14 protein-coding genes are annotated in these 14,768 nt (G+C 62.4%); 9 read left to right on the top strand and 5 right to left on the bottom strand.

Annotation, left to right across the window (positions count from 1 at the left end; translation table 11 throughout):
- Window positions 1-64 precede the first annotated feature (64 nt).
- Entirely contained in the window at window positions 65-1,012 is a 948-nt protein-coding gene (locus tag BLU76_RS22055; protein ID WP_092224433.1) for a LysR family transcriptional regulator, read from the bottom strand.
- 139 nt (window positions 1,013-1,151) lie between these two features.
- On the opposite strand from BLU76_RS22055, the gene BLU76_RS22050 reads away from it, so the two are divergent.
- Together BLU76_RS22050 and mmsB are read left to right on the top strand one after the other, a co-directional pair.
- On the top strand, window positions 1,152-2,678 hold the full coding sequence (locus BLU76_RS22050) for a CoA-acylating methylmalonate-semialdehyde dehydrogenase (protein WP_072340863.1): 1,527 nt from the start codon (window positions 1,152-1,154) through the stop codon (window positions 2,676-2,678).
- A 10-nt stretch (window positions 2,679-2,688) separates the two neighbouring features.
- Window positions 2,689-3,576, top strand: a complete 888-nt coding sequence (mmsB, locus tag BLU76_RS22045; RefSeq protein ID WP_092146243.1) for a 3-hydroxyisobutyrate dehydrogenase — start codon at window positions 2,689-2,691, stop codon at window positions 3,574-3,576.
- Between the two features lie 133 nt (window positions 3,577-3,709).
- Here the strand turns inward: mmsB and BLU76_RS22040 are convergent, their stop codons facing one another.
- Complete coding sequence (locus tag BLU76_RS22040) at window positions 3,710-4,054, bottom strand: cupin domain-containing protein (RefSeq protein WP_024781087.1); 345 nt, start codon at window positions 4,052-4,054, stop codon at window positions 3,710-3,712.
- A gap of 97 nt (window positions 4,055-4,151) precedes the next feature.
- Complete coding sequence (locus tag BLU76_RS22035; RefSeq protein ID WP_063323065.1) at window positions 4,152-5,033, bottom strand: LysR substrate-binding domain-containing protein; 882 nt, start codon at window positions 5,031-5,033, stop codon at window positions 4,152-4,154.
- 144 nt (window positions 5,034-5,177) lie between these two features.
- Between BLU76_RS22035 and BLU76_RS22030 the strand changes: the two genes are divergently transcribed.
- Window positions 5,178-5,942, top strand: coding sequence for a sulfite exporter TauE/SafE family protein (locus tag BLU76_RS22030; RefSeq protein WP_092224431.1), 765 nt, complete (start codon window positions 5,178-5,180; stop codon window positions 5,940-5,942).
- Here the strand turns inward: BLU76_RS22030 and BLU76_RS22025 are convergent.
- The gene (locus BLU76_RS22025) at window positions 5,932-6,246 is read right to left on the bottom strand and encodes a putative quinol monooxygenase (protein ID WP_063323063.1); all 315 of its coding nucleotides are present in this window, start codon (window positions 6,244-6,246) and stop codon (window positions 5,932-5,934) included. The two genes, BLU76_RS22030 and BLU76_RS22025, sit on opposite strands and share 11 nt — an antisense overlap.
- 199 nt (window positions 6,247-6,445) lie before the next feature.
- On the opposite strand from BLU76_RS22025, the gene BLU76_RS22020 reads away from it, so the two are divergent.
- The 3 genes from BLU76_RS22020 to BLU76_RS22010 all read left to right on the top strand — a co-directional run bounded on the left by BLU76_RS22020 (window position 6,446) and on the right by BLU76_RS22010 (window position 9,136).
- A complete protein-coding gene (locus tag BLU76_RS22020; protein WP_063323062.1) occupies window positions 6,446-7,036 on the top strand; it encodes an NADPH:quinone oxidoreductase MdaB in 591 nt (196 codons plus the stop codon).
- 192 nt (window positions 7,037-7,228) lie between these two features.
- Complete coding sequence (locus tag BLU76_RS22015; protein WP_063323061.1) at window positions 7,229-8,140, top strand: LysR family transcriptional regulator; 912 nt, start codon at window positions 7,229-7,231, stop codon at window positions 8,138-8,140.
- A 102-nt stretch (window positions 8,141-8,242) separates the two neighbouring features.
- Window positions 8,243-9,136 (top strand): NAD-dependent epimerase/dehydratase family protein, encoded by an 894-nt coding sequence (locus BLU76_RS22010; RefSeq protein WP_092224429.1) that lies wholly within the window; start codon window positions 8,243-8,245, stop codon window positions 9,134-9,136.
- Between the two features lie 82 nt (window positions 9,137-9,218).
- On the opposite strand, the gene BLU76_RS22005 is transcribed toward BLU76_RS22010, so the two are convergent.
- Window positions 9,219-10,664 (bottom strand): SulP family inorganic anion transporter, encoded by a 1,446-nt coding sequence (locus tag BLU76_RS22005; RefSeq protein ID WP_063323059.1) that lies wholly within the window; start codon window positions 10,662-10,664, stop codon window positions 9,219-9,221.
- A 334-nt stretch (window positions 10,665-10,998) separates the two neighbouring features.
- Between BLU76_RS22005 and BLU76_RS22000 the strand changes: the two genes are divergently transcribed.
- The 3 genes from BLU76_RS22000 to BLU76_RS21990 are packed head-to-tail and all read left to right on the top strand — an operon-like array spanning window position 10,999 to window position 14,710.
- Complete coding sequence (locus BLU76_RS22000; RefSeq protein ID WP_092224427.1) at window positions 10,999-12,348, top strand: GntT/GntP/DsdX family permease; 1,350 nt, start codon at window positions 10,999-11,001, stop codon at window positions 12,346-12,348.
- 27 nt (window positions 12,349-12,375) lie between these two features.
- The gene (locus BLU76_RS21995) at window positions 12,376-13,236 is read left to right on the top strand and encodes a MurR/RpiR family transcriptional regulator (protein WP_092146237.1); all 861 of its coding nucleotides are present in this window, start codon (window positions 12,376-12,378) and stop codon (window positions 13,234-13,236) included.
- Between the two features lies 1 nt (window position 13,237).
- The gene (locus BLU76_RS21990) at window positions 13,238-14,710 is read left to right on the top strand and encodes an N-acyl-D-amino-acid deacylase family protein (protein WP_092224425.1); all 1,473 of its coding nucleotides are present in this window, start codon (window positions 13,238-13,240) and stop codon (window positions 14,708-14,710) included.
- The last annotated feature ends 58 nt before the right edge of the window (window positions 14,711-14,768 follow it).

Raw genomic sequence — 14,768 nt, 5'->3', positions numbered from 1 at the left:
TTACATGTAGGCAGAGGTTGCCAGCTTTGTTGTGATGGCACGATCTGACTCTCCGTTCAGAGGTTCAATCCGTGAACCTGAGCTCTCGTGTTTCCCCTAGCAGTAACGGCCGATTCAATTCAGTCACCTCGCGAATGTAATCCCACAACAACGTAATCCTCTTCAGCTTCCTCAAGTCCTCCCGGCAGTACATCCAGAATTGCCGGGTGACGGTGATGTCCTCCGGCAGCACCGGCAACAGCCGTGGGTCCTGGGCGGCGAGGAAGCAGGGCAGGATTGCCAGTGAGCGGCCTTGCTGCGCTGCCACGAATTGCGCAATCACGCTGGTGCTGCGCAGGTGGGCGTTGGCGCCGGGCAGGACGTTGGCCAGGTAGAGCAATTCGGAGCTGAACGCCAGGTCATCCACGTAGCTGATGAACGAGTGCTTGCCCAGGTCTGCCGGGCGCTGGATGGGTGGGTGGTTGTCCAGGTAGGACTGGGTGGCGTAGAGCTGCAGTCGGTAGTCGCACAATTTGCAGCATACGTACGGGCCGTGTTCGGGGCGTTCGAGGGCGATGACGATGTCGGCTTCGCGCTTGGAGAGACTGATGAAGTGTGGCAGCGGGAGGATGTCTACCGAAATGGCCGGGTAGGCGTCGACGAAGTGGCTCAGTTGCGGGGTGATGAAGAAGCTGCCGAAGCCTTCGGTGCAGCCCATGCGTACGTGGCCGGACAGTGCGACGCCAGAGCCTGAGACCTGTTCGCAGGCCATGTGCAGGGTGCTTTCGATCGATTCGGCGTAACCCAGCAGGCGCTGGCCTTCGGCCGTCAGGACAAAACCGTTGGTCCGGGATTTCTCGAACAGCAGCGTGCCCAACGAGGCTTCCAGCGAGCTGATGCGTCGCGACACCGTGGTGTAGTCGACGGCCAGGCGCTTGGCGGCCGTGCTGGCCTTGCGGGTGCGGGCCACTTCGAGGAAGAACTTGAGGTCGTCCCAATTCAGCGACCCCAGGGAGGTGATGTTTTTTTGCATGATGGACCGGTTTTTATGTGCGTTCTTATTAGAAGTTTGCACATCTATACTCCAAAAACAGTCTCATCACCATGCGTGCTCATGCACCTTGGTCTTTGCTGAAGCAGCGCTCTCTATAAGAACAATCCCGGAGGCCAGCATGAACGTTTCCCTTACGCCCAGCGACACCACCCTGCAAACCGTCAGACTGCTGATCGATGGCGAGTGGGTCGAATCCCAATCCAGCGAATGGCACGACATCGTCAACCCAGCCACCCAGCAAGTGTTGGCAAAGGTTCCGTTCGCCACGGCCTCGGAAGTCGATGCTGCCATCGCCGCTGCCCAGCGTGCTTTCCAGACCTGGAAACTGACCCCCATCGGCGCGCGGATGCGCATCATGCTCAAGCTCCAGGCGTTGATCCGCGAGCATTCAAAGCGCATCGCCGCGGTGCTCAGCGCCGAACAGGGCAAGACCATCGCTGACGCCGAGGGTGATATTTTCCGCGGCCTGGAAGTGGTCGAGCACGCCTGTTCCATCGGCACCCTGCAGATGGGCGAGTTCGCCGAGAACGTCGCCGGAGGCGTGGACACCTACACGCTGCGCCAGCCGATCGGGGTGTGTGCGGGTATTACACCGTTCAACTTCCCGGCGATGATTCCGCTGTGGATGTTCCCGATGGCCATCGCCTGCGGCAACACCTTTGTGCTCAAGCCATCGGAACAGGATCCGCTGTCGACCATGCTGTTGGTGGAACTGGCCATCGAGGCCGGCGTCCCGGCGGGTGTGCTCAACGTGGTGCACGGCGGCAAGGATGTGGTGGATGCGCTCTGCACCCACAAGGACATCAAGGCGGTTTCCTTCGTCGGTTCGACGGCGGTCGGCACCCACGTGTATGACCTGGCGGGTCGCCACGGCAAGCGCGTGCAGTCGATGATGGGCGCCAAGAACCACGCGGTGGTATTGCCCGATGCCAATCGTGAGCAGGCCCTCAACGCCCTGGTCGGCGCCGGTTTCGGCGCGGCGGGCCAGCGTTGCATGGCCACTTCCGTGGTGGTGCTGGTGGGCGCGGCCAAGCAGTGGTTGCCAGAGCTCAAGGCCCTGGCACAGAAACTCAAGGTCAATGCCGGCAGCGAGCCGGGCACTGACGTCGGCCCGGTGATTTCCAAGCGCGCCAAGGCACGGATCCTCGAATTGATCGAGAGTGGCGTGCAGCAAGGGGCGAAGCTGGAGCTCGATGGGCGTGGGATCAGCGTGCCGGGTTTCGAGCAGGGCAATTTTGTCGGTCCGACCCTGTTTTCCGGCGTGACCACCGAGATGCGCATCTACACCGAGGAAATCTTCGGCCCGGTGCTGGTGGTGCTGGAAGTCGACACCCTGGATCAGGCGATTGCCCTGGTCAACGCCAACCCATTCGGCAACGGCACCGGCCTGTTCACCCAGAGCGGCGCGGCGGCACGCAAATTCCAGAGCGAAATCGACGTCGGCCAGGTGGGCATCAACATCCCGATCCCGGTGCCGGTGCCGTTCTTCAGCTTCACCGGTTCCCGTGGTTCGAAACTCGGCGACCTCGGCCCGTACGGCAAACAAGTGGTGCAGTTCTACACTCAGACCAAGACCGTGACCGCGCGCTGGTTCGATGATGACAGCGTCAATGACGGTGTGAACACCACCATCAATTTGCGTTAAGGAGCCGGACATGAACATCGCATTTATCGGCCTGGGCAACATGGGCGCCCCCATGGCGCGCAACCTGCTCAAGGCTGGCCATTCGCTGAACCTGTTCGACCTGAACCAGACGGTGCTGGCTGAACTGGCGGCATTGGGCGGCACGATCAGTGCCTCGCCTCGCGACGCGGCCCAGGGCGCTGCTCTGGTGATCACCATGCTGCCGGCCGCCGCCCATGTGCGCAGTGTCTGGCTGGGTGAAGACGGCGTGCTGGCTGGTATCGCTGCCGGCACGCCAGCGGTGGATTGCAGCACCATCGATCCACAAACCGCCCGCGACGTGGCGGCTGCCGCGGCGAAACAAGGGGTGGCGATGGCCGATGCGCCGGTCTCGGGTGGTACCGGTGGTGCGGCGGCGGGTACGTTGACTTTCATGGTCGGTGCCTCGGCCGAGTTGTTCGCCACCTTGCAACCGGTGCTGGCGCAAATGGGCCGTAACATCGTGCACTGTGGCGAAGTCGGCACCGGGCAGATTGCCAAGATCTGCAACAACCTGCTGCTGGGGATTTCCATGGTGGGCGTCAGCGAAGCCATGGCGCTGGGCGATGCCTTGGGGATCGACACCCAGGTGTTGGCCGGCATCATCAACAGTTCAACGGGGCGTTGCTGGAGTTCGGACACTTACAATCCGTGGCCGGGCGTGATCGACACGGCACCGGCGTCCCGTGGCTATACGGGTGGCTTTGGCGCCGACCTGATGCTCAAGGACCTGGGCCTGGCCACCGAAGCCGCGCGGCAGGTCCATCAGCCTGTGGTGCTGGGGGCGGTGGCGCAGCAGTTGTATCAGGCGATGAGCCAGCGGGGCGAGGGCGGCAAGGATTTTTCGGCGATTGTTAATAGCTATCGCAAGCCGCAGTAGGGGCTGGTTTCAAAGCTTTTGTGGCGAGGGAGCTTGCTCCCGCTGAGGTGCGAAGCACCTCTTGAAACGCGGCTGCTGCGCAGCCGAGCGGGAGCAAGCTCCCTCGCCACAGGTGGTCTCTCGGTTTTTTGTTTCAGGCAAAGACGAAATATTTGCGCACGGTCTCGACCACTTCCCACGTGCCTTTCATGCCCGGCTCGATGACGAAGATGTCACCAGCGCGCAGATGGATCGGCTCCATGCCCTCTGGGGTGATGATGCAGTAGCCTTCCTGGAAATGGCAGTACTCCCACTTCACGTATTCCACATACCATTTGCCGGGTGTGCAGATCCAGGTGCCCATGATCTTGCTGCCGTCTTCGCTGGTGTAGGCGTTGAGGTTGACGGTGTGCGGGTCGCCTTCGAGTTTTTCCCATTTGCAGGCATCGAGTACGGGCAGCGGATGGGTGTCGCGCAGGACGGTGATGGGTGCGGTCATGTGAGCTCCGAAAGGGGCGGAAGAGAACAGGCACCCTAACGTGCGGCATGAGCGGGTAGATGTCTGTGGTCGACATCGGGCTATCCAGAAGCGCGCATCAATCGGCCAGATGCCGAGCCAGGGCCGTGGCGTAGGCCGGCAAACCGTCGAAGTTGCGGGCGCACAGCAGCAACGCCCGGTGCGCCCAGGCTTCTTGCAGCGGGATGCATTGATACGATGGCTCGGGTGGGCGCCGGTCGATGGCAGCCTTCGGCACGATGGCAATGCCTGCACCATGGGCCACCATACGAATCAGCCCGTCGAAACCATCGGCGCGAATGCGGACTTGCATACGTGAGCCGATGTGCAGGGCCTGTTCTTCCAGGTGAATCGCCAGGGCACTGGAGGCGTTCAGCCCGACATAATCGTGGCTGAGGGTTTCGCTGAAACGTACGGCGCGACCGTCAGCCAGGGGGTGTCCGGTCGGTAGGATCAATACCAGCGGATCGTCGCGAAAAGGCCAGGTCTGAAGCCCCTCGGTGTCCACTGCGTCGGAAACGATACCGAGGTCTGCCGCGCCTTGGCGCAGCGCATGGGTGATCCGTGAGCTGGGCAATTCCTGCAGGTCAATGTCGAGGTTGGGATGGGCCTGGAGAAAATCGGCCAGCAGCTCGGGCAGGTATTCGGTCATGGCGCTGGTGTTGCACAGCAGCCGCACCCGGCCCTTGATGCCTTTGGCGTATTCGGCCAGGTCCTGTTGCAGGCGTTCGGCCTGTTGCAGAAGGATTCGGGCGTGCTCGGCCAGGGCTTTGCCTGCGGGAGTGGGCGTTACCCCACGCCGTCCGCGCTCAAGCAGGTCGATGCCCAGGGAAGCTTCCATGGCCCGGACCCGCGCACTGGCCGCGGCCAGGGACAAATGGCTGCGAGCCGCACCGGCGGTGATGTTGCCGGTGTCGAGGATGTTCAGGTAGAGACGCAGGTCGGTGAGGTCGAAGTGCATGGGCGGGGATCCTGTCTCAAGTGCTGTGGCGCCTGGTTTATCGTCATCGCGAGCATCAGTGAGTTCACAGCCTCTTGCGGAAAGAGAGGCACCCTCAGTATATGGCAGATTTCCAAGCCATGTTCCGGGGCGCACGATACCCCTATGAACACACTCATCGCTTTCTATCAAAATCTCGGTCTGGCCCTTTCCCTGCTGGTCATCGGCACCTTCCTGCTGGCCGGAACCATCAAGGGCGTGATCGGCCTCGGCCTGCCGACCATCGCCATGGGCTTGCTTGGGCTGGCTATGGCTCCGACGCAGGCTGCGGCGCTGCTCATCATCCCGGCGACCCTGACCAATTTCTGGCAATTGGCATTTGGTGGTCATCTGCAAGCCCTGCTCCGCCGCCTGTGGCCACTGCTGCTGACGATTTTCATCGGCACCGGGCTTGGTACGCTGTGGCTCGGTATGACGGGTGGGGCCTGGGTGGTGCGGGCCTTGGGTGGGGCGCTGGTGCTGTATGCGCTGAGCGGGCTGTTGCTGCCAACGCTGCGGGTCGGCGCCCATGTCGAGCCGTGGATCGCCCCGCTTTGTGGGTTGCTGACCGGCCTCATCACGTCCGCCACCGGTGTGTTCGTCATTCCGGCGGTGCCCTATCTGCAAGCGTTGGGCTTGAGCAAGGATGAACTGGTGCAAGCCCTGGGCCTGTCTTTCACCGTTTCTACCCTGGCCCTGGCCGCCGGCCTGGTGTGGCGCGGCGCACTGGGCGGGGGCGAATTGAGCGCTTCGTTGCTGGCGTTGGCACCGGCGCTGCTGGGGATGTGGCTGGGGCAATGGTTGCGTCAGCGGATCAGCGCCGTGTTGTTCAAACGGGTATTTTTCATCGGCCTCGGCGCGCTCGGGGGCCACTTGATGATCAACGGCTAGCCGAGGACGCACTCAGCATGTCGATGCGGCGGATTTCGAAGTCGCGCTCCAGGTAATCCATGCGCTGCTCGAAGAACTGCTTCATGTGTGGCAGGTTCGAGTGCACATCCAGGTGCGCCTGGGAGGCCCAGATCTCATAGAAGATAAACAGCGTCGGGTCTTGCTGGTCCCGCAACATGTGATATTCGATGCAGCCGGGCTCGGCGCGGCTTGGCTCGACATAGGCGCGAAACAGCGCTTCGAAGGCCTCGGCTTTTTCCGGACGGGTCTTGGCGTGAAGGATGAAACCGTGCAATTCGCTCATCAGGTGCCTCCTGAAATGAAAGTCGGCTGAATCCTATGGCAATAATCGGCTGTTGATTCGTGCGTTTTGGTCAAATCAGTTTTGCCGTGCCGGTGCTTATTCCGCGCGAGGCTCATCGGTACGCTGCCGCCATCGTTTTCAATCTTTCCACCCCGCGGCCATGCAGTGGCCCGTGCCGTGGTACCCGATGAGGCTCTCCATGAAAAAAGTCCTGTTGCTCAACGGCGGCAAACAATTCGCTCATTCCGACGGTCGCTACAACGCCACCCTCCACGACACGGCGGTCAGTGTGTTGGACCGTGGCGGTGTTGATGTGAAAACCACCTTCATTGACGGCGGCTACGACATCAAGGAGGAAGTCGCCAAGTTCCTTTGGGCCGACGTGATCGTTTACCAGATGCCGGGTTGGTGGATGGGCGCGCCGTGGACCGTGAAGAAATACATCGACGAAGTCTTCACAGAAGGCCACGGCAGCCTCTACGCCAGCGACGGCCGGACCCGTTCCGATGCGTCGCAGAAATACGGCAGCGGTGGCCTGTTGCAAGGCAAGCAATACATGTTGTCCTTGACCTGGAATGCCCCGCAGCAAGCCTTCGACGATCCGACTGATTTCTTCGAAGCCACGGGCGTGGACGCGGTGTACTTTCCATTCCACAAAGCCAACCAGTTCCTGGGCATGACCGGCCTGCCGACCTTCCTGTGCGTGGACGTGATGAAACGTCCGAACGTCGAGGCCGATGTCGCGCGGTATGAGCAGCATTTGCGCGAGGTGTTCGGCCTTTCGCGGTAATCCGGCTAGTATCGGGACCTACCTGAAGACGATGATGCATCTGTGGCGAGGCATCTTATGTGGCGAGGGAGCTTGCTCCCGCTGGGCTGCCTAGCCGCCCCAAAAAAGGCGGTCGCTGCGCGCCCGAGCGGGAGCAAGCTCCCTCGCCACAAAAGCCTGTCACATTGAGTTGCATCCCATGAGAGGACACCCGTGAAAGCCAGATCCGACGAATTGCAGATTTTCGTCTGCGTGATCGAATGCGGATCGATCTCTGCCGCCGCCGAGCAGGTCGGGCAGACGCCGTCGGCGGTCAGCCGCACGTTGTCGCGGCTGGAGGCAAAGCTCGACACCACGCTGATCAACCGCACCACCCGACGCATGGACCTGACCGAGGAGGGCAAGTACTTCTTCGAACAGGCCAAGGGCATCCTCGATCAGATGGATCAGTTGGAGGAGCGTTTGTCGTCCCGTCAGAAAAATCCTGCAGGGCGCTTACGGATCAACGCTGCGTCGCCGTTCATGCTGCACGCCATCGTCCCGCACATCGAAGAATTCCGCAGGCTCTACCCGGACATCCAGCTCGAACTCAACAGCAACGACCTGATCATCGATTTGCTGGAGCAAAGCACCGACATCGCCATCCGCATCGGCACCCTCACGGACTCGACGCTCCATGCCCGCGCCCTGGGCTGTAGCCCGTTGCACATCCTGGCCAGCCCCGCTTATCTGAAGCAGCACGGCACGCCGTCAAGCGTCGCCGAGCTGGCCGGTCACGCGCTGCTGGGGTTTGCCCAGAACGAGGGCCTCAACCAGTGGCCGCTGCGTCACGTACACGGTGATCGTTGGCCGATCCAGCCAGCCATCAGCGCGTCCAGCGGCGAGACTGTGCGGCACCTGGCGCTGCAAGGGCAGGGCATCGCCTGCCTGTCGGACTTCATGACCCGCGAAGACATCCAGGCCGGTCGGCTGAAGGTGCTGCTGGCCGATGCCAACAGCGGGTATCGCCAGCCGATCAATGCCGTGTACTACCGCAACTCGCAACTGGCCTTGCGGATCCAGTGCTTCCTGGACTTCATCCAGGGCAAGCTCGCCGACTACGCCTCGCGGGAATTCAAGGGCTGATTCGTGACTTCAAGGCAAGAGTGATTTGGGCAATGTGGACTGTTTCGCCAAGGATCGGTCCCCGATACTCGTCCCATCACTGATCTGCCAAGGAGTTCTTTCATGAACGTATTCGTCACTGGCGCTGCCGGTTTCATCGGCGGCTCCATCGCCACCGGCCTGGCCCGCGCCGGGCATCACGTCACCGGTCTGGTGCGCAGCGCCGAACAGGCGAGCGAGCTGACTGCACTGGGTATCAAGCCGGTCATCGGCACCCTCGAAGACAGCGCGCTGCTCAGCGAACAGGCACGTGCCGCCGACGCGGTGATCAATGCCGCCAGCAGCGATCATCGCGGTGCGGCAGAGGCCTTGATCGAAGGACTCAAGGGGTCGAACAAAGTGTTGCTGCACACCAGCGGTTCGAGCATCGTCGGCGATGCTTCGGGCGGTCGTTCCAGCGAGGCCATCTTCTACGAAGACAACCTGCCGCCCCCCACCGCCGACAAGGCCGCCCGTGTCGCTATCGATAATCTGGTCCTGGACGCGGCGAAACACGGCGTGAACTCGGCGGTGATCTGCAACACCTTGATCTATGGCCACAGCCTGGGGGTCAAGCGTGACAGCGTGCAGTTGCCACGGCTGCTCAAGCAGGCCCGTAAAAGCGGGGTGGTGCGGCATGTCGGGCCTGGGCAGAACATCTGGTCCAACGTGCACATCGAGGACGTGGTCGAGTTATACAAACTCGCCTTGACCCGTAACCAGCCAGGCACGTTCTACTTCGTCGAAAGCGGCGAAGCTTCGTTCATCGACATGACCACCGCTATGGCCCGAGCGCTGAACCTGGGCGAACCGCAGGACTGGCCGTTGGCCGATGCCGAAGCCGAGTGGGGCTACGAAATGGCCAACTATGGCCTGGGTTCCAACAGCCGGGTGCGGGGCAAGAACGCCCATGAGCTGCTGGGTTGGACGCCGAAGCGAACGTCGGTGGTGGAGTGGATTCTTGATGAGATGGTGTGAGTGACGCCGGTAGTGCCAGCAGAATAAGCCCCCTTGTGGGAGCAAGCAGGCTCGCTCCCACAGGTTTTTGTTGCGTGTTGCTTCAGTCGTGCTGCACGCCCGCGCGCTTGAGCATTTGCTTGCAACGCTCGGACAGGTGGAACACACGCAAGTGCTTGCCGGCTTTGCTGTAGCGCTCGCGCAAGGTCTTGAGTGCGGCGACGGCCGAGTAGTCGACGAAGCGCAAGTGGCGGCAATCGAGGGTCACCAGGGCCGGGTCGTTGGCCGGGTCGAACTGGTTGAGAAACGGTGTCGTCGAGGCGAAGAACAGCGTGCCGTGCAAGCGATAGAGTTTGCTGCCGTCGGCTTCCTGATGCGTGTCGGCGTACAGCTCCCGCGCCTGTTGCCAGGCGAAGTTGAGCGCCGCGATGATGATCCCGCAGAGCACAGCCACGGCCAGGTCGGTGAACACCGTGATGACGGTCACCGCGATGATCACCAACACATCATTCTTCGGCACCTTGTTGATCACCCGCAGCGAGGCCCAGGCGAAGGTCTGCTGCGCAACCACGAACATCACGCCCACCAGCGCAGCCAGCGGGATGCGCTCGATCAACGGCGACAGGAACAACACGAACAGCAACACCATCACCCCGGCCACCACGCCCGATAACCGTCCGCGCCCACCCGAGCTGAGGTTGATTACCGTCTGGCCGATCATGGCGCAGCCGCCCATGCCGCCGAACAGCCCGGAGGCGATGTTGGCGGCGCCCAGCGCCACGCATTCACGGTCCGGATAACCGCGGCTCTGGGTGATTTCGTCGGTGAGGTTCAGGGTCAGCAGGGTTTCCAGCAAACCGACCATCGCCATGATCACCGCGTAGGGCACGACGATCTGCAGGGTCTCCAGGTTCCAGGGAAGATCGGGCCAGGCGAAGGCAGGCAAGCTGCCGGCGATATGGGCCATGTCGCCCAGCGTTCGGGTGGGCAGGCCGAGCAGGTAGACCGCCAGGCCGACACCGAGGATCGCCACCAGGGCCGGCGGCACGCTGCGGGTCAGGCGTGGTAGCAGGTAGACGATGGCCATGGTCAGCGCCACCAGGCCGGCCATCAGATACAGCGGATCGCCGCTGAGCCAGGTTTCACCCTGCTTGAAATGCTCCAGTTGGGCCAGCGCAATGACAATCGCCAGGCCGTTGACGAAGCCGAGCATCACCGGGTGCGGGACCATGCGCACCAGCTTGCCCAACCGCAACAGCCCGAAGGCCATCATGATCAGCCCGCCCAACAGCACGGTGGCCAGCAGGTACTGCACGCCGTGTTGCACCACCAGCGCGATGATCACCACTGCCATCGAGCCCGCCGCGCCCGACACCATGCCTGGCCGTCCGCCGAACAGGGCGGTCAGCGTGCAGATGATGAACGCGCCGTAGAGCCCCATCAGCGGATTGAGGTGGGCTACCAGGGCGAAGGCGATGCATTCGGGAAGCAAGGCGAAAGACGTGGTGAGGCCGGCGAGGGCGTCGGCGCGAAGACGTGCTGGTTTCATGATTTACCTGACTGGGCCCCGGTTGAGCGTCGGCTACCGGGGCGTGATGCAAAAACAGCTGCGGATGGTACGGAATTGAGGGCGGGGCGGCCAGCCGTTGGTCATTGTGTTGATGAAGTTGGGGCTGCTGCGCAGCCCAGCGGGAGCAAGCTCCCTCGCCACAAAGGCAATGAAAGTCTTGCGCTGAATTTTCATCAGTGCCGTGTCGCGATGTCCCTCAGCGACATTTCTTGTCTGTGTACGAAAATTACTTTCAGTGGGTTTGAAGATTCTCCGTCGAAATGATTTATGAGTTTCACAACACATCGACGTGACCCCATTCGAGGAGTAACGCATGGCCCCTGCTTTCGGTTATTGGCTATTGGTCTACGCGGCCATCGCGATCATTGCGCTGATCGTGCTGATCGCCCGTTATCGGCTCAATCCGTTCATTGTGATTACCCTGGTGTCCATTGGCCTGGCACTGCTGGCCGGGATGCCGCCCTCGGGTGTGGTGGGGGCGTATGAGGCCGGTGTCGGCAAGACGCTGGGGCACATCGCGCTGGTGGTGGCACTGGGCACGATGCTCGGCAAGATGATGGCCGAGTCCGGCGGGGCCGAGCGGATGGCGCAGACGCTGATTGAACGCTTCGGCGAGCGCAACGCCCACTGGGCGATGGTGTGCATTGCCTTCCTGGTCGGGCTGCCGTTGTTCTTCGAGGTCGGGTTCGTGTTGCTGGTGCCCATCGCGTTCACCATCGCACGGCGCGTGGGCGTGTCGATCCTGATGGTGGGGTTGCCGATGGTCGCCGGGCTTTCGGTGGTCCACGCACTTGTCCCTCCGCACCCGGCGGCGATGCTGGCGGTGCAGGCGTTCCAGGCCTCGGTGGGGCAGACGTTGTTGTACGCGATCCTGATTGGCATCCCCACCGCGATCATCGCCGGTCCCCTGTACGCCAAATTCATCGTGCCACGCATCCAGCTGCCGGCTGAAAACCCGTTGGAGCGGCAATTTCTCGACCGCGAGCCCCGCGCGAACCTGCCGGGTTTCGGCGTGACCCTGGGGACTGTCCTGCTGCCAGTGATCCTGATGCTGATCGGCGGCTGGGCCAACCTGATCTCCACGCCGGGAAGCGGTTTCAACCAGTTTTTGCTGTTCATCGGCAACTCGGTGATCGCCTTGTTGCTGGCGACCGTCCTGAGCTTCTGGACCCTCGGCCTGGCCCAGGGTTTCAACCGCGAGTCGATCCTCAAGTTCACCAACGAATGCCTGGCACCGACGGCCAGCATCACCTTATTGGTGGGTGCTGGCGGTGGTTTGAACCGGATCCTGGTGGACGCCGGGGTCACCCAGCAGATTGTCGGCCTGGCCCAGGAATTCCAGTTGTCGCCATTGGTCATGGGCTGGTTGTTCGCTGCCCTGATGCGCGTCGCCACTGGCTCGGCCACTGTGGCGATGACCACGGCCTCAGGCATCGTCGCGCCCGTGGCGATCGGCCTGGGTTATCCCCATCCCGAATTGCTAGTGCTGGCCACCGGGGCCGGTTCGGTGATCTTTTCCCACGTCAACGACGGCGGCTTCTGGCTGATCAAGGAATACTTCAATATGACCGTTGCCCAAACCTTCAAGACCTGGACGGTATTGGAAACGCTGATCTCCGTGGTCGCGTTCGCCTTGACCCTCGGGCTTTCGCGCTTGTTCTGAGCGCACCGTAACTCCACAGGAGGCGCCATGGACATCCTTTACCAGATCCGCTCCCGCCAGGACTCCTTCAGCGCCGGCGAAGGCAGAATCGCCCGGCTGATGCTCGACGACGTAGGATTTGCCGCTTCCGCCAGCCTGGATGAACTGGCCCTGCGCGCCGAAGTCAGCAGCGCCACACTGTCGCGCTTCGCCCGCACCGTCGGTTGCCGCGATCTTCGCGACCTGCGCTTGCAACTGGCCCAGGCCAGCGGTGTCGGCAGCCGCTTTCTCGACCCGGCCGGAGCGCCTGAGCAGTCGGCGTTTTATGGACAGATCGTCGGCGATATCGAGGCGACCCTGCGTCAGCATCTGTCGGCGTTCGAAGAATCACGGTTCAGCGATGCCGTGCGGATGATCGGCAAGGCGCGGATGGTTCATGCATTCGGTCTCGGTGGCTGGTCGGCGTTGTGCGGTGAAGAGTTGCAGGTACGGCTAGTGCGTTTCGGCTACCCGATTGCCGCCTGCCGCGATCCGGTGATGATGCGCATCACCGCCACTTCGTTGAGTGCAGAACACCTGGTCATCGCCTGCTCGCTCACCGGTATCACCCCGGAATTGCTCGGTGCGGTGGAGCTGGCCCGCAGTTACGGCGCGCCGATCCTGGCCATCACCCGAGCCGACTCGCCCCTCGCCCGACTGGCCGATGTGGTACTGCCCCTGCAAGGCGCCGAGACCTCGTTCATCTACAAACCCACGGCGGCGCGCTACGGCATGCTGCTGGCCATCGACGTGCTCGCCACCGAGCTGGCGTTGGCTCACCCCGAAGACAATCAAGAGCGCCTGCGGCGGGTCAAGCTCGCCCTGGACGATTACCGCGGCGGCGATGATCACTTGCCGTTGGGAGACTGACATGCAATACGACACCCTTATCCGCAACGCGCTGGTCATTGATGGCCGCGATACCCCGGGCTACAACGCCGACGTAGGGATTCGCGCCGGGCGCATCGAGCGCATCGGCAACCTGGACGATGCCCGGGCGATTGAAGAAATCGACGCCGCTGGCCGTGTGCTGGCGCCGGGCTTCATCGATGTGCACACTCACGACGACACTGTGGTCATCCGCCAACCGCAGATGCTGCCCAAGCTCAGCCAGGGCGTGACCACGGTGATCGTCGGCAATTGCGGCATCAGCGCTGCACCGGTCAGTCTGCGCGGCGATCCGCCGGACCCGATGAACCTGCTCGGCACCGCGCAAGCGTTCGCCTACCCACGCTTCGCTGATTATCGGGCCGCGGTGGAAACGGCCACGCCTGCCGTCAACGTCGCCGCATTGGTGGGCCACACAGCCCTGCGCAGCAACCACATGGAGGATTTGTTGCGCAGCGCCAGCGCGGGAGAAATCGCGGCCATGCGTGGGCAACTGCGCGAAAGCCTGGAAGCCGGTGCGCTCGGCCTGTCCACCGGCCTGGCCTATGCCAATGCGTTTTCGGCGTCCACCGACGAAGTCATGCAACTGAGCGAAGAGTTGCAGGCCTTCGGCGCGATCTACACCACCCACCTGCGCAGCGAATTCGAACCGGTGCTCGAGGCCATGGATGAGGCGTTCCAGATTGGCCGTCGCGCCAAGAGCCCGGTGATTATTTCCCACCTCAAATGCGCGGGCGCCGGTAACTGGGGACGCAGTCCGCAGGTGCTGGCGGCGCTGGAAAATGCGGCCAAAACCCATCCGGTCGGCTGCGACTGCTATCCCTACGCGGCGAGCTCCTCGACGCTGGATCTCAAGCAAGTGACTGATGCCCATCGCATCACCATCACCTGGTCGACACCCCACCCGGGCATGGGCGGTCGCGACCTCGCCGATATTGCCCACGAATGGGACGTCTCGCTGCTGGACGCCGCACGTCGTCTGCAACCGGCTGGGGCGGTGTACTACGGCATGGACGAAGGCGACGTAAGACGAATCCTCGCCCATCCGCTGTCCATGGTGGGTTCCGACGGTTTGCCCGACGATCCGTTTCCCCATCCGCGCTTGTGGGGCGCTTTCCCACGGGTGCTGGGACATTTCAGTCGTGACGTCGGGCTTTTTCCGCTGCACACCGCCGTGCACAAGATGACCGGTCTGTCGGCGGCGCGCTTCGGCCTGAAGGACCGTGGTGAAATTCGTGAAGGACACTGGGCGGACCTGGTGTTGTTCAACCCGCAAACCGTTCGCGACGTGGCTGATTTCAAAGCGCCGCAACGGGCCGCCGAAGGCATCGACGGGGTGTGGGTCAACGGTGTCCTGAGTTATGGCGAGGGGCGAGCGAATGGGCGCAGAGCAGGTCGGTTTCTGGCGCGCGAAGGCGATCTGCGCCAGGGATTCAGCCCATTGGATAGCGCCTGAGGACGGGCTGGACGGCTGAATTTGTTTTAATTGGCGCCATAATAATGGCGTATTGACA

This window comes from Pseudomonas sp. NFACC08-1 (genome assembly GCF_900106735.1).
In the GTDB taxonomy this organism is placed as follows: domain Bacteria; phylum Pseudomonadota; class Gammaproteobacteria; order Pseudomonadales; family Pseudomonadaceae; genus Aquipseudomonas; species Aquipseudomonas fluorescens_Q.
This window is presented reverse-complemented; position numbering and strand designations above follow the sequence as displayed.